Here is a 21,841-nt window from a genome sequence, read left to right on the forward strand (position 1 = left end):
CCTGTTGGTTTGTCAATTGTCTGCCCCTGCGACAGCGGAGACAAAGAACAAGCCACCCAATATTGTGTTCATCTTTGCCGATGACCAATGCTTTGACACGATTGCCGCCCTGGGCAACGAAGAGGTTGAAACTCCCAACCTGGATCGATTGGCCAAGCGTGGCACCACGTTTACGCACGCCTACAACATGGGTTCTTGGTCGGGCGCGGTTTGCGTGGCCAGCCGAATGATGTTGAACTCTGGGCGATTCATTTGGGACGCCGAATCACGCTATCGCGAGGCTGACAAGGAACGCCAAGCGGGACGCTGGTGGGGCCCTCAGATGCAGGCGGCCGGCTACAAAACGTACATGACAGGGAAATGGCATTGCCGAGCCAAAGCGGATCAGTCCTTTGATGTTGTCCAAGACGTCCGCGGCGGCATGCCTCAACAGACGCCCACTGGCTACAACCGCCCCCTGGTGGATCCAAAAACGGGCGAAGTCACCGACCCCTGGTCTCCCAGTGATCCAAAGTTTGGCGGATTCTGGGCCGGAGGCACACACTGGAGCGAGGTCGTTGCCAATCACTCTGAGTCTTTCCTGAAAGATGCCTCTCAGATCGATCAGCCGTTCTTCATGTATTTGGCGTTTAACGCTCCACACGACCCGCGCCAGTCGCCCGCTGAATACGTCAACAAGTATCCACTGAAGAACGTTCGCATGCCCAAGAACTTCTTGCCAGTGTATCCCTACGCCGAACAGATGGCCTCAGGCAAAGGACTCCGCGATGAAAAGCTGGCTCCATTTCCTCGCACCGAGGTCGCGGTCAAAACCAATCGCCAAGAGTACTTCGCAATCATCACGCACATGGATGCCATGATCGGTCGCATTCTGGATGCGGTCGAAGCAACCGGCAAAGCAGACAACACCTGGATCTTTTTCACGGCAGACCATGGACTGGCGTGCGGCCAACATGGATTGATGGGCAAGCAAAACCTGTATGATCACAGCGTACGTGTGCCGTTGATGGTCGTTGGCCCTGGAGTCCCCGCCGAGAAACAGATCGACGCGCCGGTGTACTTACAGGACATCATGCCGACCACGCTTCAACTGGCTGGAGCTGAAAAACCGGAGCATGTTCAATTCACCAGTTTGCTGCCGATGATCGATGGACAAGCCAGCCCTTATGAAGCCATCTATGGTGCCTACTTGGACAAGCAGCGAAGCATTCGCACCGATCGATACAAGCTGATTCTCTATCCAGCCGCCAAGGTCTATCGACTGTACGACCTCCAGCAAGACCCGTTGGAACGCTTTGACCTGTCATCAGACTCTGACCAACAGGGCAACATTAAGCAGCTTTTTGCCGACTTGCAAAAGTTACAGAAAGACCTTCACGACAAAGTGGACCTGGGATCGTTGTCAGATTACCAACCCGGTGCAATCAGCGACCAGTAGACTCAGGCGGTGTCTTTGCCGTGGCACGGACGCCGAGTTCAGTCATCGAGCAGCTGCAGTTTGGCAAAGGCGAGCCGAAAATCGTGCTCGCCGTCAGCGAAGGCAATCTTGGCGACGCATTTCGGTCCACGGCCGCTCACTTTGACGATCGTGCCTTCGCCGTACGATTCATGCATCACTCGGGATCCTTTGCGGTAGGCAGTCAGCGGAGCACTCGCTCCAGTTGCTAAATCAGCGGCGGTCTTCACGCTGTTGAGGAACGAGGCCGCCTTGGCTTTGGCGGCTTCCGAGGGCGAGGGCTCATCAGCAGGCTTCTGAACATCGCTGGTGTCTTGTTGAATTTCTGGAAATTCATCCACGGCTGCTTGATTGGCACCGAAATCAAATGAATCATCGCCTGATGAATCGGCACTCGACGCGCTGCCGCGATCACTGACCTGAAAAACCGGCATGTCATCATCGAACTGGCTGGATTGATCGAATTCGTTATCGAACCAATCCTGACGAGGCGTGGATTCAATTTGCCGCATGTCTTGAAGCGGCAACTCATTGAGGAACGGACTGGCGATCGCGGGTCGCAGATCACCACGCATCGCGCGCGACTTGCAATAGCTCAATTGCAACCATTGCTCAGCGCGAGTCATGCCGACGAACAGCAAACGACGTTCCTCTTCAAACTGCGCTTCATCATCGCGCGAACGCTCGTGAGGCAATAAGTGATCCTCCACCGCGATAATGAAAACGCGCGGGAATTCGAGTCCCTTGCAAGCATGCAGGGTCATGATCGAAACCGCTTGTCCACTATCATCGAAGGCATCAGTATCGCTGATCAGCGCCACCTGCTCTAAAAAGCCTTCCAGCGAGCCGTCTTCAGGATTCTTGCGATCGTATTCGGAAGCAGCATTGACGAATTCATCAACGTTTTCACGCCGGCTTTGACCCTCGCTCTCCTTGTCGATCGCGTCAAGATGCTTGCCGTAGCCAGACTTTTCAATGACAAACTTCAACTGATCCATGACCGGCACGGCAAACTTGGACGCGATCAAGTCATACATGTCAACGAACTTCTTGATCATCGTCTTGCCGCGTTTCTTGATGTCAACAATCTGGTCGACCTCGCGACAAGCCTCCAACATTGGAATGGCTTGCTGATCGGCATAACGCTGCAAATGCTCCACCGTTTTAGCGCCAATCCCTCGTGGCGGCGTGTTGATCACGCGTCCCAAGGCAACATCATGGTCTGGATTATTGATCAAGTTCAAATAGGCGATCAAATCCTTGATTTCAGCGCGCTGATAAAACGCGACACCGCTGACGATCTGATAGGCGACGCTGCGGCTTCGCAAGGAGTGTTCCAAGGAACGCGTCAACGAATTCGTGCGGCAGAAAATGGCAAAATCGCCGAGCGAGGCACCGTCTTCAGCCATCGCGCGAATGATCTCTTCGGCAATCCCATCAGCTTCCTGATAGTTGTTGACGAAGTGCCGCAGGACCACCATCTCGCCGTCAAGATTATCGGTGAACAAACGCTTGGCTTTGCGCCGCCGATTATGCTGAATCAAATGATCCGCAGCCGCCAAGATGGTGGGTGTGCTGCGAAAGTTTTGCTCCAAACGGATACAGGTCACACTTGGATAGTCTTTCTCGAAATCCAAAATGTTGTTGACGTCAGCGCCACGCCAACCATAAATCGATTGGTCTGGATCTCCGGTCACCGAAAGATTGGGGTGATCAATGGACAGCGCTCGCACGATGGCGTATTGCGCTAAGTTGGTGTCCTGGTATTCGTCCACCATCAAGAATCGAAATCGAGCGTCCAGCTGTTGGCGCATCTCTGGATTCTGCCGCAGCAAGTTCGCAATGTGCAGCAAAAGATCATCAAAATCAACCGCGTTTGCGATCAGCAACTGACGCTGGTAAACCGGATACACTTGAGCGGCAACGGCGCGCAGCGGATTAAGGTTTTGGCTCAGCAGAATCTCTGGAGTCAGCAACTGATTCTTGGCGGAACTGATTTCGTTCGCGATCCGCTCGGGCGACGTATGCGAGGTGGAAACGCCGGCTAGCTGGACGGCTCGCTTCACAGCGACGAGCGAATCTTTGGCATCCAGAATCGAATAGTTTTCTTTCAAACCAACCATCGCCGCATGCCGCCGAAGCAACTGGGCACAAAAACGGTGAAACGTCCCCATCCAGACTTCTCGTCCAGGCGCCAATCGCTCAAGACGCAGCTGCATTTCGTCGGCCGCTTTGTTGGTAAACGTCAGCGCCGCAATCTGCCAGTCAGGCACACCTTGATGCAACAGGTTCGCAATCCGATGCGTGACGACGCGTGTTTTCCCACTGCCTGGCCCCGCAAGAACCAACAAAGGACCTTCAACGTGCTGAACCGCTTGGCTCTGAGCCTCCGTCATTCCACGTAACAAACTGCCGGCATCCATTGGCTGCGCTAATCCAGGCTGCGATATTCCGGGATGATGAAGTCCAGGCTGATGAGGTTCATCCATTGATTGAATTTTCGATGACTTGATGATTGAAACCGGCTGCGGCACGCCAAACAGTGGGAAGTCAGAACATCGCTGGCGATCCCAAACACCGCGGCAAGCGGTGCGGCACGCGGAACCGACGACTGATCCTCCGACGCGGTCGCGTGTCCAACATCATGCTAGCCGATTCAATGGAATCCATGCAGGGCAGCACAAAAGACAGAGAGAGAGAAAACGCCGCTGCGCCAACAAATCGGCTCGCCACTGACCGTTACCCCAACTTTCCAGCCAGCCCGAAAGCCCCCTTTCCGGCACCCCCTTTCCGGATCCATAGAGTAAAGTTGAAATGACTGGGATCGAGCTGAACTTGCGACAACCCAGGAGACGATCTTCCAAGGGAAGGCAATGAACCCAAAGTGAGTATGCCCCGGTGAGCCAACACATTGTTTTCCTGCCATTGCCACTCAAGGGCCTTGAACCACCGAAATAATTCTGACACAGAAATCAATTTACTTTTCAGCCAGCGGCGCAAGTCCTCTCAGCCCAATCTTGGTTTCGGTCCAGAGGCGGGGCACTGACCGCTGGCAATCACTTCAATCGACGGACACTATGGCCAAGAACGTATTGGGAACCGACCTGACCCCCTGTAGCCACGATCCGGTGACGGGTTACTACCGAGATGGTTGCTGCAACACCGGGGCATCTGACAGCGGACTGCACGTGGTTTGTGCGGTGATGACGGATAGCTTCCTGACATTCAGTCAATCTCGGGGCAATGACTTGAGCACGCCGCATGAGTCATTCGGATTCCCAGGGCTCAAATCCGGGGACCAGTGGTGTTTGTGCGCCGCCCGCTGGAAGGAGGCCCTGCAGGCGGGGATGGCTCCGCAAGTGGTGCTTGAGTCGACCCATATTTCAGCGCTTGAATTTGTCAGCCTGGAAGAGCTTCAGGCACATCAGAGCAACAGCGATCAGTAAATCGCCGCTCGCCCTGTATTGACGGTTTCTGGCCCTTATTCCTATACTGCTCGATTGCCATGTGGGCCTCCGATCGGAGCGTTGCGCCCCGCACAAGTGGAATTATGAGCTGAAACCCAATGAATAAGCATCAGCAAGAACTGGAAACGAACATTCTGGCGGATTTCCTGGATTCGTTGTACAAGAAAATCCAGCCCCACTCCAAAGTCATCTCGACGGTCATTGTCGTGGTGTTTGTTGGTGGAGTGGGATTGGCAATGCTCAACAGCGAATCGGATGCCGACAAGAGTGCAGCGACTTTTCGCTTGTTGCGCGGTGAGGACAACCTGGACACCGTCTACCCGGGAACCGAAATCGCGGCTTGGTCGCAAATCTTTGACGCCGACAAGAACCTTGGCGAAGCTCTGGGACAAGTCTTCGTGGATCAGGCTCAAGCGGACAACTTGATCAAGGAAGCCATCGAAGGTTACGAACTGGCTGCGAGCAACACCGCTAGCAAGCTACTGATCACCCGTGCTCACTATGGCACTGCATTGGCAAACGAAGCCTTGGGCAAAACCAAGGAAGCCGAAGGAAGCTATCAGGCGATCATTGATCTTGATTCGTCTGACAGCATGGTCAAGGTGGCCAAGGAGCGAATGGCACGCCTGAATGACGACTCCACCAAAGAGTTTCTCAGTTGGTTTGCCAAACAAGACTTCCGCCCCGAAGAACCCAACCTTCCGCCTGGACTTAGCGGCCTCGAATCTTTCCCAGAAGACGGCACTCTGGACTTGGGCAAAGGCTTGCCACCGATGAATCTCGGTGGCGGCGGCACTCCCAGCGACGGTGACTTTAACCTGCCTAAAATCGACGAAAACTCCGGCTCGGAAGACAAACCTGGCTCGGAAGACAAACCTGGCTCGGAAGACAAACCTGGTGCCGAAAAAGACCAGGACAGCAGCCAGGGCAATGCAGCCCCCGCCGTCACTCTTCCACCGGTCACGGACAAACCTGCTCAGACCGATGCACCGGCAGAGGACTCGACCAGCGAAGCCAAGCCAGCCGAAACGACTGACGCACCAGTTGAAACGACTGACGCACCAGTTGAAACGACTGACACACCGGCCGGTGACGACGCCAGCACTGAAAGCGACTCTGAGTAACGCACTCGCCCGTCCCGTCCTGATCCCCAACCGTGCTATGCTTGCAACCTGTCGATGACCGAATCAAACGATCCTCCCGATCAGTCGATACCGCAGGAAGATTCAGATCGTTCATCGGAGGCTCCGGTCAGTGGCGAAGGCGGCGTGCCGTTAAGCGATGATGAATCGTCGCCGGTCATCCGTGACTTTGTGGTCCCAGAATCGGCAGCCGGCCAGCGCATCGACCTGTTCTTGACCGGTGCCTGCGATGGTTTTAGTCGCAGTCAAATTCGTCAGGCCGTGCAAGCGAATCAAGCGTCGGTCGACGGGCGGGTCATCCGTCCCAGTTTCAAGATTCGTAGCGGCCAGCAAATCCGGTTCGAATTGCCTGAACCGTTTTCTGATGACGTGGTCCCCGAGAACATCCCGCTGGATGTTTTGTACGAAGACGACGGCTTTGTCGTGATCAACAAGCCGCCAGGCATGGTCGTGCATCCAGCGCGTGGCAACTGGAAAGGCACCTTAACGAGCGCGCTTGCCTATCGCTTCCAATCACTGTCCGATGTCGGCGGCCCCACTCGACCGGGCATTGTGCATCGATTGGATCGTGATACCAGTGGCGTGATTGTGGTTGCCAAGACCAACGCCATGCACATGGCGTTGGCGGCACAATGGCACGACCGTGAAGTTCAAAAAGAGTACTTTGCGATCACCGTTGGCTCCATCGACCGTGATCGCGACGTGATTGATTTGCCAATCGGGCGTCATCCTTACCAACGCGACAAAATGGCGATTCGCGAAAATCACATGACCAGCAAGCCCGCCAGCACGTTCTTTGAAGTCCAGGAACGGATTGGGCGGTTCACTCTGGTCAATGTGCATCCCAAAACGGGGCGGACCCATCAGATCCGTGTTCACATGGCACAGGTCAACAGCCCCGTGCTATGCGACCGTCTCTACGGCGGACATGCGTTGGCCAGCGAATCCTGGCTGCACGGCAAAGGCTCGCTGGAAGGCAGCCCCATCGTGCTAGGACGCCAAGCCCTGCACGCGCACCGACTGACCCTTCAGCACCCGCAATCGGGGGACATGATGACCTTTGAAGCCCCGATCCCCGAGGATCTGCAACGAACGATCCAAGTGATCCGCGACGCCCAAGCCAACCGCTAAGGGGCTTCATTCGCGTGATTCACCGGTAGACAGTACAATAGAGTTTGTCAGCGACTCTGCCCCGCAGTGTGCTGGCAAGAGAACATCCCGATCGGACTTCACGGAAATTAATTTGGCTTATGTCTTCCGCCGCCAGCGAATCAAAAACCGAAGTCGGTAGTTACTTCATCTCCAACTACCCGCCCTACAGCCAGTGGAAACAAGACTCACTGCAGGCTGTTGAAGAAGCACTGCATGGGCCGCCTGTCGAGACCACGCCGCTGGGGCTGTACTTACACATTCCGTTTTGCCGAAAACGTTGCAAGTTCTGCTACTTCAAAGTCTTCACCGACGTCAACGCTGCAGAAGTCCAGCGCTACGTTGATGCGCTGTGCAACGAAATCTCGATGGTCAGCGAGTTGGCGATCATGAAAGATCGACCGTTTCGCTTTGTGTACTTCGGTGGCGGCACGCCCAGCTTCCTGTCCCCAAAACAATTGACCAAACTGGCCGGTCGATTGCGTGAACACATCACCTGGGACGGCGCTGAAGAAGTCACCTTTGAGTGTGAACCCGGAACCCTTAGTGAAACCAAAGTCAAAACGCTTCGCAACGAGCTTGGCGTGACTCGGTTAAGCCTGGGTGTTGAGAACTTTTCGGATGCCATTTTGGAAGAGAATGGCAGAGCCCACCTTTCCAAACAGGTCTTCAACGCTTGGGAATGGATCACTGAGGCGGACTTTCCCAACGTGAACATCGACTTGATTTCCGGGATGGTTGGCGAGACCTGGGACAACTGGAAAGACAACGTTCGGCGCGCGATCGAGATGTCACCCGAGAGCGTCACGATCTATCAAATGGAACTTCCATTCAACACCGTCATCAGCAAAGACATGCTGACCAACGAAAAGGAAAGCCCCGTCGCTGACTGGGCAACCAAACGGGCCTGGGTGGATTACGCCTTCGATGAATTCCACAAAGCGGGCTACAGCACCAGCAGCGCTTACACGGTGGTCAAGGATCCCAACAAGGTGAACTTTTCCTACCGCGACAACCTGTTTTCCGGTGCCGACTTACTGGCCACTGGGATTGCCAGTTTCGGACATGCCAGCGGCGTGCACTACCAGAACCTGGCGGATCTAGAAAAGTATCTCGGCAGCATCGAATCAGGCAAACTGCCCCTGGGACGGGGCTTTGTGCCGACGGAAAAGCAGCGTCTGATTCGCGAAATGATTTTGCTGCTCAAACGTGGCTACTTGGAAGTGCCTTATTTCGAAAACAAGTTTGGTGTCAACATCATCAAGCAGTGGCAGAGCGAGTGGGACAAGTACCAGGAAGACGGCTGGGCAACTGTCCAAGCAGACCGCATTGAATTAACTCGCTACGGACTGTTGCGCGTTGACGCGATGCTGCCCGCCTTCTTCGAGCCTGAACACCAGAATGTCCGATACACCTAGAGCTGACTCGTTCACCTTCGCGATGGGTGACTATGACGCTACGTTTCCCTGCGACCGTCTGTATGTCAAGAATCACATGTGGGCACGCCCGGCCGATCCTGATCAAGCTTGGCACGACATGCTGAGTGACCAACAGCCGTTGCAAAGCCCAACCACGCTGCGATTTGGATTGACGCAATACGCGGTTCGACTCCTGCAGGACGTGTACTTTTTGGACTGGGAGCTCGATTGCCCCAGCACCATCAAGCAGCGCCAAATGATCGGCTCCATCGAAAGCAAGAAAGCTGAGAGCGATCTGTATGCTCCAGCCGCTGGCACGCTGACGCAGATCAATCAAGCTGTTCTGGACAACCCTTCGTTGATCAATGCCGACACCTACCAGGCCGGCTGGCTGTTCGCCATGGAACTGACTGCCGAAGCGGTGGCGGGATTGCTGGCCCCGGAATCCTACCGTGAACTGCTGGACCAAGCCTGGGTCGTCGCCCAGCGCACGATCAAAGGCCAGGCGAATCTGTAATCGTTGCGGCACTTCCTCGCCCATTCAGACCAGGACGCTGGCAGCGTGAGCCTCTGTGCTGCGGTCTGGCAGGCCTGATCGCGGCAGATTGCTGTTTACCAGGGTTCAATTCCTAGCATTTCTGACGATTTGGCTCAGTATTGCCGATTATTCCGCCGATACGGAATGTGACGGATCGCGCTGCAATTCTCTTCGCAGCGTCATCAATAGCCATTCTCCTTGCAGGCTCGTTTCCCAAACAAGCCCAGCGACAATCAGCCATGAGCCTTCGAATGAAAATCAATCGCATTTGCCAACTTTCTGTTGCCGCTCTGATGGCCGGCGCAATCTTGGCCGGAAGCACCGGCTGCCAAACCGTTCACAACGGCCAAGTCCTGCCCAGCCCCGACTACTTGTCCGATGACATTCAGTACTTCCCATCGGGACCAGAAATGAAGCTTTCACGTGAAGCAGCCGCGTTGGCGGCCGCTCGTGCTGAAGAAGCCAAGAACCGCTAAGCCAGCGATTGGTAACGCGACGCGGCAAGCAGTCCGCGTTCTGCAATCAGCCTCATGGCTGCCAAACCAACAGCGACAGGACGTCGCCTGTTTCGGCGCTGGACCATCAGGAAGCGACAGGAGGTCGCTTTGGTCTGCGCCGCTCTTGACGATTCAGCCGGGTAATTCAGCCGGCTCGATCCATCGGATTGCCGTTTCTATCCGGCGTTAGGCAAATTTATTGAGCGCTTCGGCAACCAGGGCGGGATCATCTTGCTCGCGAAGGTGCTTGATTTGCGCCTCCGAGAAACCGGCCTTTTCCAAATGGCTGCACAGCCGCTTCCAAAGCGTTTCTCGCTTCTTGCCCTCGGCAAAATAGAGCTCAGTGACTGACTCCATGGCTTTCTGAACCCCGATAGCATCGCGATTCTTGTAGTAGTTCTTGATGATCCGATCTTGATGGGCCGATCGATTCTGTGACATCTGGGGTTCCATTCCTTGAAAAGTGAACTGTCGCTTGCTGTCAGATCCAGCCAAGCTGGCCAACAAGGGCAAACACGCCGACAAACTTGAAAAACCAAGCCGCCGAAGTGCTTATCGGATCGGCATGGTTGCGTCTATAGTAGTGGCTACGGAAACTGAGTTTTAGGGGCGCCATTGGGCGGCGCCAACAGGCCATCTGGTGGGGCTCGGTCCAGCTCAACAAGCACCACATTCACGACGCCATCCGCATGGCACACCAGCAGCCGATCAAAACCAGCATTTCAGAGGAGACCTACAGATGACTGCATGCCGAGGCGTTCGCGGGGCGACAACGGTCAGTTCAGATGATCGCGATGAAATTCTGCTTGCCACCCGACAGTTGCTGGCCTTGATGATTCGTCAGAATGAAATTGAAACGGCTGACCTCGCCAGTGCATTCTTCACTGTCACCAAGGACCTGCAAAGCGAGTTTCCCGCTCTGGCCGCCAGGCAGCTCGGCTGGCTAGAAGTGCCGCTGCTGTGTGGCTATGAGATCACCGTCGAACGGTCCCTCCCACGCTGCATTCGAGTCCTACTGCATTGGAATACCGACAAAACACAATCGGAAATCCAACACTTCTATCTGCACGACGCCGTCAAACTGCGTCCTGATCTCAGCACCCTGCCGCCGGTAGACTTTGAAGAGCTCGAACGCTGGATTGAGTCACAGTTAGCAGAGGATGCCTAACTCGTGGCTGAGCGACCACCCAAATTAAGCTTCGAACCGGCGGTGAATTTGTCGTCCATTCACGCCGCCTTCGTGGTTGCCACCGGAGCTCACTGCACCGACAGCAAGACCGAATCGGCAATGCGCGGGCCGACCAGTGAGATCAACACTCGCCTGGTTTCCTCGATGGTCGATGTGCGGACCTTTTGGTCTGCTCTCTTTGGAACCGTCGCCGAAGGGGTTTCCGCTCGCGAAGCCTGCCCACTGGCACTGGTCAAAGCCGGTTGCAGTGAAATGAGCGCCGAGCAAAGCGCGGCGGGAATTGCCAGCTTGCTGGACCAATGCCGCTTGGCGTTCCAAGATCGCTTTCCCAAGCTGCCCCAACAGCTTGAATTGCGATCGTCACCGCTGAAAGACCGCTGGATGACCTACGGCCCGGGACTGCTGATCCAATCCGCCAAAGTGATTTGGCAAGGCCAGCCACCCAAAGACTGGTGGCCGACGGCGGTGAAGTGCTTGTTGCTGCAACCGATCCGCGGCGGTGATGGCGGTTTCGATTCGGGCAAACGCCGAGTCTGGATGGAGGCCATGCTGACCGATGTCAATCCACAGGTTAGCGAACTATTGCGTCTGGTCTACTGGGTGCTGCGAGTCGCGGTGGGGCGGCACTTGAGCCAGACCCGCGAGAACCTGTCCTTCAACCCCACCCCCGTCCAAGACGCCACGGACCCGGAAGACTTTGGGTCAGGCACGTTCCAACAGTCCCGCCTCGCTTGGGACCTGGGCTGCATCCCGGTTGTTCTCACCGCGGCACAAGAATTGGATCTAATCCCCTCGGGTCCGCCGCCGGTGGCCACCGCCGTCACCCTATGGCGACGCGCTGAACCGGCCGCTGCCCAAGCTGTGGAAAACTGGTGGGCAGAGAACAAGTCGACGCCGATGCCGATCGCGCTGCAAAACCTTCGCACATCGCACTAAACAAGCCCCATCAGCAACCCCCTCCCGCATACCGAAGGGCCGGCCGGGGAGGGTTTCGTTGTCACTGCCTGCGGTTGGCGTTGCCAACCACTTCAGTCACGGTAGGAACGGCCGTTTCCGGCCGCCCCCCGCACAGATCCGTACTTGAGTGTTGTCTCATACGGCTCCTGCCTTGATTCGGGCGCGAAATCGTTGATCTGGATACGGGTGGCGTACCTTGGCGTGAGGGAGGTAGGTCAGCAGCAACCGTTTCATGCGAGGCCAAGGCCAGCGATGCCGTTGGCTGCGACGACAAAGCGTACGCAACCATAGTCGGCTAACCTCGTCTCGAAATCGACGTAGGCGGCTCACATTGCCTGGGACGGCATAGTAGGCCAGCCAGCCGCGGACCACACTACCCAGCCACCGACCTTGTTGGCCGACTGACTGGTGTCGCCGACGACGAAGCTCCGCCTTGATTGCCGAGAGGGTACGAGCCATCCGGCTCGCGATCGTCTCGCGGCGAATCATGAACCACCCCGTCTTTGGGCTGGTATCACAGCGGTGCGTGAAACCGAGAAAATCGAACGTGTCCGGTCGACCGTCTCCTCGCTCAGATCGACGCTCGATCGCATAACGACCAAACTCGAGCAAGCGAGTCTTTTCGGGATGAAGCTCAAGGCCGAACTTACCGAAACGTTCCCGGAGTGCTTCCAGGCACATTTCAGCATCAGCTTTGCTCTCAAACCCAATCACAAAATCGTCGACGTACCGAACCACAACGACGTCCTTGCGGCCGCGCTGTCTTCGCCAGTGGTCGATCCACAAGTCCAACACATAGTGAAGATAGATGTTCGCAAGCAGCGGCGAGATCACCGCTCCTTGCGGAGTCCCCACCGTCGTCTTGGACCACTCACCGTCTTCGCTGACACCGGCTCGAAGCCATTTTCCGATCAGACGGAGAATCCGTTTGTCGCTAATGCGATGCTCGATGAACTTCATGAGCCATTGGTGGTCCACGTTGTCAAAGAAGCCTTTCACATCGGCGTCCAGAATCCAGTTCACCTTTTTGCTGCTCACACCGACACACAACGCATCGAGTGCATCGTGAGCGCCGCGACCAGGACGGCCACCATAACTGAATCCGAGAAAATCCTGTTCGTAGATGCACTGCATGACCCACCCGGTTGCCTTTTGGACAATCTTGTCCTCCAGGGCCGTGATGCCGATCGGACGTTGCCGGCCATCGGCTTTGGGAATGTAGATTCTCTTGGAGGGCTTCGCTCGGTAGGCACCCCGGTGAATACGACCGTGTAGAGCCTCAATCGAGGCTTCTCGGTCTTGCTCGTACTGCTGCCAAGTCACCTCGTCGATGCCCGCTGCGGCAGATTTCTTCAAATCATCGAAGGCCTCGTGCAGCAGGGGAACGTTGATGTGATGCAACAGGTTCTCGAACTTCAACGCAGGACAGTCCCGCGCTGTTTCGCGCACACCCAGCAGCCCGCGAGAACGACGCTTGGTCCGACTCGAAGTTCGGGGTCGATCGTGCTGCGAGGTGCTCATCTTGGCTGAGTCCCTTTCCTCGACAGACTCCGCGGCCGGTTCAGTTCCGGCGTTGTTCGCCTGTGTCGGCAGTACTATGGACTCATCCGACTTCCGATCAGCGTTCATGGCAGCCTTTCCCGCTGGACGGTTCGCTGCCCGCACTGGATACTTGCCAGTGGCCGATCGGATCTCCCGGTTCTCGCGATTGAGATTTCCACGCATGCGCAGGTTCTCGTGACTCCGCCGTGTCCGATGGGTTCTCGCCTAATGACGAACCCATCGGTGTTGCCTTCCCCATAGAGGGACCGGGTCGGCACACGGAAGTTCAGATTTCGGAGCTCAATAGCTGGCCTGCGTTTCCCCCCTTGTCGGACGCTCAGCACAGATCGGTTACCCTCTCTGCACCTCCGATGGAGGCCATAGCAGTTGGCTAGACTTTCTACGTAGGACACTTTCATTCCCTATCTCAATCCGGTTTTATCCCGGCACTCCCCTCACCTCGCTGACGCTCGACTCTCCCGCAAGCGGGAGAGTGAAGTTTATTGCTGCGCGCAAGCACGGCACCCTACTGTTTTGCCATCAGCTGCCGCTATCGTCACCGATCTTGACCTTGATGGAGCCTAGCATCTTGGTCATCTCTTGCTCGCGTTTGCTGACCCATAGAATATTGTCCAGCACAATCGCACGCTTCTCAGTTGTAGGATGCAAAATCAAACGACCAGAGCCAAGCAAGATGTATTCAAAAACGTCATTGATCTCTTTGTCCACACGCAGGTTCGGCGCGGGATAACGCTTCAAGTCGCTCAACATGCCGTGGTGATGCAACAGTTCATTGTTGGACAGTTCCCAGTAGTTGAACTTCGTACTGATGAAAATCGCGATGTACATCACGAGCATCCCTAGAAAGGTGCACATAAAGAAGTTCGCATTGGCCACCGGACGCAGGCTGGTGATAAACCCAACGAAGGCAGGAATCAGGTCCGGCTGGAACGTCACCGTTAACCAGATCCCCAGTGCCGCTGTCGTCACTAAAAAGATCAACGTTAGCGAGGTGGCGCGGGGAAAATCAAAGACCAAGACAAACAAGTTCGCCATCGACACGGCCAAAAAAATCTGTGTCATCACCACAGGCAAAATGTCTTCTTCGGGATTGGCAGTTTTGAAGCCACCGACCCAAAGCACCAACCAGCAGACACAGGAAACAATCAGCGTTGGGTACATGAAGACAAATTTTGGATACGGCACCAATAGAATTCGATGGGGCTTTTTCGATCCGGAAGAGGACTTCCTTTCTCGGCCACCACCGTCATTGCCGCTGTCTTCATTGCTGTTGTTTTCTTCGCTGGTCATCGTTTTACCTTGAGTCCTTTGCTGGAAAGCAGATTGGAGAGCACCATTATAAGCATGTTACAGGAGACGCATGCTGGGCTGCGACACCCTGATCAGCACAACAAGCATGGAGCTATCGCCACCCAATTTATCAGCCTCAAGGGGTTTGGGGGAATGCGGCGAGGCGGATTGGCTGGAAGTTCGCAGGGTGCCACATTTGTTAGGCCCAATCACCGCAGCTTTGAGGCGCTGCAGAACTCGCCGGTTTCAGCCTTTGCGCCGTCGCCCAGACTCCCGATAATCCCCCTCGAAACCTCAATGGCGGACTGGCCCGTCGCTGACTGACCGCCAGCCGCTCGATCCACACTGTTATTCGTCTAGAGAAAACTCATGCAACGCACTTTAGTTCTGTTAAAACCCGACACGGTTCAACGTCGCTTGATGGGCGAGATCATCTCGCGGTTTGAAAACAAGGGACTGAACATCATCGGCCTGAAAATGCTGCAAGTCACTCCTGACTTGGCAAAGCAGCATTACGCAGAACACGTCGAAAAGCCGTTTTACCCTTCACTGGAAGCCTTTATCACGGCAGCGCCCATCGTCGCCCTGGCCATCGAAGGCTTGGACGTCATCAAAGTCGTCCGAGACATGCTTGGTGCCACCAGTGGCCTGGCAGCCGCTGCGGGAACCATCCGCGGTGACTACAGCAGCAGCCGACAAATGAACCTGGTCCATGCCAGCGACGGCCCCGAAGCCGCCAAACGCGAGCTGGAGCTGTACTTCGACGATTCGGAAATCTGCCACTACCAACCCGTGCTGACTCCGTTCATGCACGCTGCTGACGAAGCCTAAGGTCGTCACACGTTGATCAACGCAGCGCGCAGCGACCCTCGATCGTGGCCCTCGGCCAGTGTCAACTGGGCCGCCCAAGGCTCTGCTGCCCGCTGCGCGGCGTTGTCAATCTGGCGACTCATCAAACGCGGATGAGTTGCCATTCTGGGGCCTTTCCCGCCCCGTGGTGCTGCGGACTCGCGGCGCAGCCCCACCGGCCCGTCTCCGAAAGCCCCCACCGGCCTGTTTGCATCAGCCCTGCGTGGTGGCGCGTCGACATTGCGCCTACTGGTCGCTGCCAGCCGACAAGCAACGCTGGGCTCACCCACGGACCGTGGCTAGCCGCACCTGGCGTCCACCACCTGCTGCGACGCCGTGATTCCGACGCAAACACCATGGATACAAGGACTTACAGACACCCTTGAAAGATGCCTCCAAGACGATAGCAGTGACCAACACGTTATCCACAGGTGCATTTTTGAAAAACGCCCCCTGGCGAGCCAACGCCAAGAAGCGTTGACCGATGGCGAACTCTCCCGAATTTGTCGCCTGAACACAGCCTGCCGGGGAGCAAAATCTAAATCAAACTTTCGCATCGCCCGAACCGGTTTGACTTAAATGCTAGCAAACATAGAATCTGGCCCACCTGATGACGACAAGGCTCTTTCGCCACACCGTTTGTGCATCGTTTCGCTCACGTCAGAACGACGCCAAAACGAATTGCCAGCGGGGCGTCGGATCACCCCGATCGCCAGCTCCTCCTCAGGTCACCCCAGCGATTAGCATCCCCGATTTGCTGAAGGAGTCAGTTGGTCACACCACCTGTAATCCTGACGACGCCTTATCTAAGCTAATCGCCCGTATCAATTGCCCCGATCGCCTTTTCCTGCACCTTGCTGCTGCATCAAGTTTTGGGAAAGACCGGGAACAACAACATGAAACATGCAACGATCCATGATGGAGGATTGGGCTTCCGGTATGACATCCCAGCACGGCTGCAACAACGAACACGACGAGCAGGATGCCGTCGTTACCTTCAAGGAGGCAATTCGGCAGCGTGTCGGAGAAGAGCGGTACCAAGTTTGGTTTGGTGGTATTCGCTTTCTCTTGGAAAACGGTGGCGAGCAGAATGACCAGCAGAACACAACCACGGACTCTGGAACAGACTCGAATCAGGATGCAGGCAACGAACTTCAGTTGGTTGCCATCGCGCCGGGGCAGTTTGCCGCCGATCGCTTGACCAAAGATTTTGGCCAACCATTGCGTGCCGCCGCCGCGGCCACCTTGGGCCGTCCGACAAGGGTCGTCGTGCGCGTTCAACCTGCCAGCAAACAGAACGAACTGCCCTTTGACATTGATCAGACAGCAGACATTGATCAGACAGCGGCTACAGCTCAGACAGGGGCTACAGCTCAGACAGCGGCCACGGAACGCGTACCAGCTCCAGCGCTCTCTGTGCCAGAGACCGCCCCAGCGGCACCCCGATCGAACGCCCAAGCAGCTCCAGCCAATACCAGTCCAGCCAAGCGTCAGCCTCGCAGGTCAAGTCGCAAGTCACCCCGTGGGAACGCCTCCTCAGCCATTCAGTCGCTCGGTGACGTGCTCGAACACGGCTCCGGATCACCTCAGAAACACCAGCGCCAAGCAACCGACACCAAGCCGCAGCCTCAGTACCAAGCTCAGCACCAGCCGTCCGCTAGCCGCCAAGCCGCCAGCAAATCAACCGGCACTCAACTGGGACAGGGCAATACAACTCCGCCAACAGCCACAAAGGGTAGCGGCGAGAACAAGCCGGACGATCCCTGGAGCCGTTTCATTGCTGGCAAGTGCAACGAGATGGCGCGGACAGCTTGCACAATGGTCTTGGAACGACCGACCTTAGCATCGCCACTGGTCCTGTGGGGGCCCGCTGGCTGTGGCAAGTCGCACATGCTGGCCGCGATCGCGAGTCGCTTGCGTCGCCATCATCGCATGTCGCGAGTGATTGTGATGTCGGCCGAAGAGTTTACCAATTCGTTCTTGCGCGCTTTACAGACCAACGGCCTGCCGAACTTTCGCAATCGCTTTCGTGACTGCGACGCCTTGCTGATTGATGATGTGCAGTTCCTGGTTGAAAAGAAAGCCACGATCCGCGAGATGCACCACACGATGCAAGCGATGTCTGATGCAGGCAAGCCCATCGTCTTTGCTGGGACGCAGTCGCCCGGCGACATCAATGGTTTGGGTGGAGAACTCTCCGGGCGTTTAGCGTCTGGTCTGGTCTGTCATTTAGAGCCCTTGGATGTTGCCACACGAGCAACGCTGCTGCAACGATGCTCGAAAGAGAAATGCTTGTATGCGTGGCCCAAACCGATCCTGCAAGAGATTGCTGAATCCTTAGGTGGTGATGGACGACTGGTTAGCGGAGTGGTTAACTTGGTTTCCGTCCTGCAACGCATGCACGGTGCAATGCCGACGATGGATCAGATTCGTCAGCACGGCTCACATTTACTGCAATCGCGTGGTGTGACCATCACACTGGCGGCGATCGAGCGACAAGTCGAACGCAAATTCCATCTCGAACCGGGAACCTTGCAATCCAGCAAGCAAACCAAGACCGTGACCGAACCTCGCATGTTGGCGATGTACTTGTCACGCGAATTGACCAGCAGTGCCTACAGTGAAATTGGCGGTCACTTTGGTGGTCGCAGTCACAGCACGGCGATCCTGGCCCACCAACGGGTCCGCCAATGGCTCCAACAAGGTCAGGCCGTCGGTCGCGGACAAGCTGCCGTCAGTGCTGCCGAAGCTCTGCGCCAAATCGAATCCCTGTTGAAGTCCGGCTGATCAGATAATTTGCCACAATCTTCCGGGCAACTGCTTGAATCGTCCTGGCAGCATCGCGAAACTAAACACTGCCGATGGTAGCGCCCGGTGGCCCATGGTCTCGCCTGCCGATGATCGCACCCGTTCGACGGCGTTGCCAGAAAGCCGCTTGACGGGTTTATTTGAATCAGCTGCCTTGTTTGAATTCCATGGCAAACCCGGCTCGTTTGCGAACGCTGCTTGCCACGCGGATTCCTGCTTTCGTTCACTTTATCGTTTCATCCAAGCTTTCAAGCTTCAACCAAGCTTTCGAGTTTCAACCAAGGATCGGTTATGGCCGCAGACGACTTCAACGGCTTTGAACGCAAAGGAAAAAAGAAGAAACCCGAAGCGTCGGCAGCAGAGATCCTGCAACGTCAGCCGCCCTTTGACTTAGAAGCCGAAATGGGAGTCTTGGGCAGCATTCTGATCCTGCCCAGCGTCTGTGATGATTTAGCCTCGCTCAAGAGCGAGGACTTTTACGACGATGCCAACCGGATCTTGTATAAGCATCTGCGCGAGATGGCAGACTCGGGGGACAAGATTGATGTCACGTTGTTGGTCTCGCGTCTGAAGAAATCCGATGAGTTTGAAAAGATGGGCGGTGCCGCCTATTTGGCAAAGCTCTCTGCCGCAGTCCCCAACGCCGCCCACGCAGTCTATTACGCCGGGATCGTCAGCGAGAAGGCGGTGTACCGAAATCTGATCAACGCCAGCACAGACATTCTTCGCGATGCCTACGAACAAAACAGCGAGGCCCGTGAATTGGTCGCTCAGGCCGAGCAACGCGTTTTCTCGATCATGGATGGGCGCTCATCAAACTCGCTGCACAACATGGAAGACGTCCTGCACGCAGCGATGGACCGCATGGAAGCTCGCCTACGTGGTGAAGTCACCGACGGCACCTGCGAAACGGGGCTCAGCGACTTTGACACCATGACCGGCGGTCTGCACAACGGTGAATTGATTATTTTGGCGGCTCGTCCCTCGATGGGCAAAACAGCTCTGGCAATGAACATCGCTGAACACGGCGCCATTGAAGGCCGCCAGCCGGTCCTGTTTGTCAGTCTGGAAATGTCAGCAATCGAACTTGCCGACCGGATGCTCTGCTCCTTGGCACGCGTGAACGGCCACCGCTTGCGTAACGGCACCATCAGCGCGGATGATCAAAAGCGGTTGCTGGAAAAAGCCAACGAAATCAGCAGCGCACCGTTCTTCGTCGACGACTCCCCCAGCCGAACGGTCAGCGAGATTGCGGCCACCGCGCGACGAATCAAACGCCGCAACGATAACCTGGGCTTGATCGTTGTGGATTACTTGCAACTGATCGAACCGGACAACTCTCGCGATCCGCGTCAGGAACAAGTGGCCAAGATTGCACGGCGTTTAAAAGGGATGGCGCGGGAATTAGAAGTCCCCATGCTGTGTTTGTCACAGCTAAACCGCCAAGCCGAAGAAGGCAAAGATCACCGCCCGAAAATGAGCCACCTGCGTGAATCCGGAGCAATCGAGCAGGATGCTGATGTTGTTATGTTTGTCCACCGCGAGGAATATTACCATCGCGGCGAAGACCGAGCACAGTACGCCGGTCAAGCGGAAATCATCATCGCCAAACAGCGGAACGGTCCGGTTGGCGATGTGCAACTGACTTGGGAATCCGACTACACACGGTTCTCAAGCCGAGCCCCCGAGCATCATGACGAGTTCAGCGATTACGCCGAATTCACGTCACCCGGTGGATTCTAGTCCGCCAGGCTGCCACACGGGCCCGGCTACCACAGGGGCCAAGCTACCACAGGGGCCAAGCTACCACAGGGGCCAAGCTACCACAGGGGCCCGGCTGCCACAGGGGCCAAGCTGCCACAGGGGCCAAGTTCGAATCGTCGCTTAACGAGTGAACACTCGCAGCGTGATCGAAAACTGATCCGCAGCTTGATGGCCGGTTGAGACGACCGTCTCAGTGCCTCCGTCACCGAATCCATACTCCTCAGTGAACTGGTAATCACCGAGGTCAAGGCGACGGTAACCAAAGTCCATCTCAACTCTTGGCGCGACAACCACAATGAAACCAACGCCATATTGCCACGCAAACGCGGTTTCCTCAAAGGTGGATTCGCTGAAGTCTGAGTAGACATCGAACGAACTGGCTCCCAATCCTCCGCCAGCATACAGCTGAACGTTCTCGGCGATCGATCGATCAAGCCAAAGGTTGCCGTACCAGGCACAACGATCCTCCAGAACCACGGCAGGCCCCATACGCTCCTGACCGCCAAACAGATTCACGTCTTCGCTGAACAGGAACTGCGATTCGCAACGCAATTCATACTGCCCCAGTGGTTGCTCCACACCAAACAGAACACTGCCGGTGGCGAAATCGTCGGAGACACGTCGCTCCGAGGCGCTGCCCTCGTCGTCGTTGAACACTGACTGCTCATCGCGTTCATCAAACTCGAACTCCTCGACAAAGAACTCGCTGGTGCCGCGAAACGACAACTCACTGGTTCCCAAGGTCCCGCCGAGATAGAACCGCGGTTGCTTGGCAGAGACGCTTGAAATGGTTGCTGCTAACAGAACAACCACACTGAAACAACGAAGCAAAGCGTTCATCAAACCAATCCATGGAAACAACGACCCATCCATTGCTGTCGGTAAACCCTCACCGAACAGCGTTACGGGGTCTCCATCGACCAGAATGAGGGACTGCCCTCACCAATTTTTTCCCAGAACGCATCCTCTGTGTTAATCGTTATAACCGCATCAGCCGCCTTGGCGTTCGCGGCGGTGTTGTCATCAAAACGCTCCCGCAAGCGGGAGAGTGCAGGCAACGGTTCTTTCAACAACACCCTCCGTCGGCCGGTTTGCAGTGGTGGCGCGCTGATGAATTTACAGAGTTGCAAGGCGGCGGCATTGATGACCTCAATGGCCGGCCGGGGAGGGTTTCGTTGTGACTGCCTGTGGTTGGCGTTGCCAACCACTTCAGTCACGGTAGGAACGGCCGTTTCCGGCCGCCCCCCGCACAGATCCGTACTTGAGTGTTGTCTCATACGGCTCCTGCCTTGATTCGGGCGCGAAATCGTTGATCTGGATACGGGTGGCGTACCTTGGCGTGAGGGAGGTAGGTCAGCAGCAACCGTTTCATGCGAGGCCAAGGCCAGCGATGGCGTTGGCTGCGACGACGAAGCGTACGCAACCATAGACGGCTAACCTCGTCCCGAAATCGACGTAGGCGGCTCACATTGCCTGGGACGGCATAGTAGGCCAGCCAGCCGCGGACCACACTACCCAGCCACCGACCTTGTTGGCCGACTGACTGGTGTCGCCGACGATGAAGCTCCGCCTTGATTGCCGAGAGGGTACGAGCCATTCGGCTCGCGATCGTCTCGCGGCGAATCATGAACCACCCCGTCTTTGGGCTGGTATCACAGCGGTGCGTGAAACCGAGAAAATCGAACGTCTCCGGTCGACCGTCTCCTCGCTCAGATCGACGCTCGATCGCATAACGACCAAACTCGAGCAAGCGA

The 21,841-nt window shown here is 56.2% G+C and carries 19 protein-coding genes and 1 pseudogene; 12 read left to right on the forward strand and 8 right to left on the reverse strand.

Annotation, left to right across the window (positions count from 1 at the left end; genetic code table 11):
- Positions 1-16 precede the first annotated feature (16 nt).
- Positions 17-1,438 carry a sulfatase family protein gene (locus SV7mr_RS16690; RefSeq protein WP_473163646.1) on the forward strand — a complete coding sequence of 474 codons (1,422 nt, stop codon included), beginning with the start codon at positions 17-19 and terminating at the stop codon, positions 1,436-1,438.
- Positions 1,439-1,476: 38 nt separating this feature from the next.
- Here the strand turns inward: SV7mr_RS16690 and SV7mr_RS16695 are convergent, their stop codons facing one another.
- A complete protein-coding gene (locus SV7mr_RS16695; protein WP_145278524.1) occupies positions 1,477-3,879 on the reverse strand; it encodes an ATP-dependent helicase in 2,403 nt (800 codons plus the stop codon).
- A 654-nt stretch (positions 3,880-4,533) separates the two neighbouring features.
- Here SV7mr_RS16695 and SV7mr_RS16700 point away from each other — a divergent pair.
- From SV7mr_RS16700 to SV7mr_RS16725, 6 genes are all read left to right on the forward strand, one after another.
- Positions 4,534-4,902, forward strand: coding sequence for a DUF2237 family protein (locus SV7mr_RS16700; RefSeq protein ID WP_145274645.1), 369 nt, complete (start codon positions 4,534-4,536; stop codon positions 4,900-4,902).
- Positions 4,903-5,021: 119 nt separating this feature from the next.
- Positions 5,022-6,047, forward strand: coding sequence for a tetratricopeptide repeat protein (locus SV7mr_RS16705; RefSeq protein WP_145274648.1), 1,026 nt, complete (start codon positions 5,022-5,024; stop codon positions 6,045-6,047).
- Between the two features lie 177 nt (positions 6,048-6,224).
- The gene (locus tag SV7mr_RS16710) at positions 6,225-7,196 is read left to right on the forward strand and encodes an RluA family pseudouridine synthase (RefSeq protein ID WP_145278526.1); all 972 of its coding nucleotides are present in this window, start codon (positions 6,225-6,227) and stop codon (positions 7,194-7,196) included.
- Positions 7,197-7,315: 119 nt separating this feature from the next.
- A complete protein-coding gene (locus SV7mr_RS16715) occupies positions 7,316-8,632 on the forward strand; it encodes a coproporphyrinogen-III oxidase family protein (protein ID WP_145274651.1) in 1,317 nt (438 codons plus the stop codon).
- Positions 8,616-9,149, forward strand: coding sequence for a glycine cleavage system protein H (locus tag SV7mr_RS16720; protein ID WP_145274654.1), 534 nt, complete (start codon positions 8,616-8,618; stop codon positions 9,147-9,149). The genes SV7mr_RS16715 and SV7mr_RS16720 overlap by 17 nt, the downstream gene beginning before the upstream one ends.
- A 260-nt stretch (positions 9,150-9,409) precedes the next feature.
- Positions 9,410-9,646 (forward strand): hypothetical protein, encoded by a 237-nt coding sequence (locus SV7mr_RS16725; protein WP_145274657.1) that lies wholly within the window; start codon positions 9,410-9,412, stop codon positions 9,644-9,646.
- 207 nt (positions 9,647-9,853) lie between these two features.
- Here the strand turns inward: SV7mr_RS16725 and SV7mr_RS16730 are convergent, their stop codons facing one another.
- Positions 9,854-10,108 (reverse strand): hypothetical protein, encoded by a 255-nt coding sequence (locus SV7mr_RS16730; protein ID WP_145274660.1) that lies wholly within the window; start codon positions 10,106-10,108, stop codon positions 9,854-9,856.
- Between the two features lie 298 nt (positions 10,109-10,406).
- On the opposite strand from SV7mr_RS16730, the gene aroH reads away from it, so the two are divergent.
- Together aroH and SV7mr_RS16740 are read left to right on the forward strand one after the other, a co-directional pair.
- Entirely contained in the window at positions 10,407-10,835 is a 429-nt protein-coding gene (gene aroH, locus SV7mr_RS16735; RefSeq protein ID WP_145274663.1) for a chorismate mutase, read from the forward strand.
- Positions 10,836-10,838: 3 nt separating this feature from the next.
- Positions 10,839-11,792, forward strand: a complete 954-nt coding sequence (locus SV7mr_RS16740) for a hypothetical protein (RefSeq protein ID WP_419187498.1) — start codon at positions 10,839-10,841, stop codon at positions 11,790-11,792.
- Between the two features lie 156 nt (positions 11,793-11,948).
- Here the strand turns inward: SV7mr_RS16740 and ltrA are convergent, their stop codons facing one another.
- The gene (gene ltrA, locus SV7mr_RS16745) at positions 11,949-13,232 is read right to left on the reverse strand and encodes a group II intron reverse transcriptase/maturase (protein WP_419187499.1); all 1,284 of its coding nucleotides are present in this window, start codon (positions 13,230-13,232) and stop codon (positions 11,949-11,951) included.
- 663 nt (positions 13,233-13,895) lie between these two features.
- Positions 13,896-14,666, reverse strand: a complete 771-nt coding sequence (locus SV7mr_RS16755) for a hypothetical protein (protein WP_419187500.1) — start codon at positions 14,664-14,666, stop codon at positions 13,896-13,898.
- 369 nt (positions 14,667-15,035) lie between these two features.
- Between SV7mr_RS16755 and ndk the strand changes: the two genes are divergently transcribed.
- Entirely contained in the window at positions 15,036-15,497 is a 462-nt protein-coding gene (gene ndk / locus SV7mr_RS16760; protein WP_145274673.1) for a nucleoside-diphosphate kinase, read from the forward strand.
- A gap of 5 nt (positions 15,498-15,502) precedes the next feature.
- Here ndk and SV7mr_RS25515 read toward each other — a convergent pair whose 3' ends face one another.
- Complete coding sequence (locus SV7mr_RS25515) at positions 15,503-15,640, reverse strand: hypothetical protein (protein WP_419187501.1); 138 nt, start codon at positions 15,638-15,640, stop codon at positions 15,503-15,505.
- Between the two features lie 778 nt (positions 15,641-16,418).
- Here SV7mr_RS25515 and SV7mr_RS16765 point away from each other — a divergent pair.
- The gene (locus SV7mr_RS16765; protein ID WP_145274678.1) at positions 16,419-18,302 is read left to right on the forward strand and encodes a DnaA ATPase domain-containing protein; all 1,884 of its coding nucleotides are present in this window, start codon (positions 16,419-16,421) and stop codon (positions 18,300-18,302) included.
- 312 nt (positions 18,303-18,614) lie between these two features.
- The gene (gene dnaB, locus SV7mr_RS16770; protein WP_145274707.1) at positions 18,615-20,066 is read left to right on the forward strand and encodes a replicative DNA helicase; all 1,452 of its coding nucleotides are present in this window, start codon (positions 18,615-18,617) and stop codon (positions 20,064-20,066) included.
- Positions 20,067-20,207: 141 nt separating this feature from the next.
- Here the strand turns inward: dnaB and SV7mr_RS16775 are convergent, their stop codons facing one another.
- The 3 genes and pseudogenes from SV7mr_RS16775 to SV7mr_RS16785 form a co-directional block, all read right to left on the reverse strand.
- Positions 20,208-20,927 (reverse strand): outer membrane protein, encoded by a 720-nt coding sequence (locus tag SV7mr_RS16775; RefSeq protein WP_419187502.1) that lies wholly within the window; start codon positions 20,925-20,927, stop codon positions 20,208-20,210.
- 62 nt (positions 20,928-20,989) lie between these two features.
- Entirely contained in the window at positions 20,990-21,304 is a 315-nt protein-coding gene (locus SV7mr_RS16780) for a hypothetical protein (RefSeq protein WP_145274713.1), read from the reverse strand.
- Positions 21,305-21,360: 56 nt separating this feature from the next.
- A pseudogene (locus tag SV7mr_RS16785) lies at positions 21,361-21,841 on the reverse strand (group II intron reverse transcriptase/maturase); the annotation flags it as partial.

This window comes from Stieleria bergensis (genome assembly GCA_007745635.1).
Classification (GTDB): domain Bacteria; phylum Planctomycetota; class Planctomycetia; order Pirellulales; family Pirellulaceae; genus Stieleria; species Stieleria bergensis.

Coding starts and splice junctions, on each gene's coding strand:
- SV7mr_RS16695 (WP_145278524.1), bottom strand. CDS start 3,879: ATGGATGCCGGCAGTTTGTTACGTGGAATGACGGAGGCTCAGAGCCAA.
- SV7mr_RS16700 (WP_145274645.1), top strand. CDS start 4,534: ATGGCCAAGAACGTATTGGGAACCGACCTGACCCCCTGTAGCCACGAT.
- SV7mr_RS16705 (WP_145274648.1), top strand. CDS start 5,022: ATGAATAAGCATCAGCAAGAACTGGAAACGAACATTCTGGCGGATTTC.
- SV7mr_RS16715 (WP_145274651.1), top strand. CDS start 7,316: ATGTCTTCCGCCGCCAGCGAATCAAAAACCGAAGTCGGTAGTTACTTC.
- SV7mr_RS16720 (WP_145274654.1), top strand. CDS start 8,616: ATGTCCGATACACCTAGAGCTGACTCGTTCACCTTCGCGATGGGTGAC.
- SV7mr_RS16725 (WP_145274657.1), top strand. CDS start 9,410: ATGAGCCTTCGAATGAAAATCAATCGCATTTGCCAACTTTCTGTTGCC.
- SV7mr_RS16730 (WP_145274660.1), bottom strand. CDS start 10,108: ATGTCACAGAATCGATCGGCCCATCAAGATCGGATCATCAAGAACTAC.
- aroH (WP_145274663.1), top strand. CDS start 10,407: ATGACTGCATGCCGAGGCGTTCGCGGGGCGACAACGGTCAGTTCAGAT.
- SV7mr_RS16755 (WP_419187500.1), bottom strand. CDS start 14,666: ATGACCAGCGAAGAAAACAACAGCAATGAAGACAGCGGCAATGACGGT.
- ndk (WP_145274673.1), top strand. CDS start 15,036: ATGCAACGCACTTTAGTTCTGTTAAAACCCGACACGGTTCAACGTCGC.
- SV7mr_RS25515 (WP_419187501.1), bottom strand. CDS start 15,640: ATGGCAACTCATCCGCGTTTGATGAGTCGCCAGATTGACAACGCCGCG.
- SV7mr_RS16765 (WP_145274678.1), top strand. CDS start 16,419: ATGCAACGATCCATGATGGAGGATTGGGCTTCCGGTATGACATCCCAG.
- dnaB (WP_145274707.1), top strand. CDS start 18,615: ATGGCCGCAGACGACTTCAACGGCTTTGAACGCAAAGGAAAAAAGAAG.
- SV7mr_RS16775 (WP_419187502.1), bottom strand. CDS start 20,927: ATGAACGCTTTGCTTCGTTGTTTCAGTGTGGTTGTTCTGTTAGCAGCA.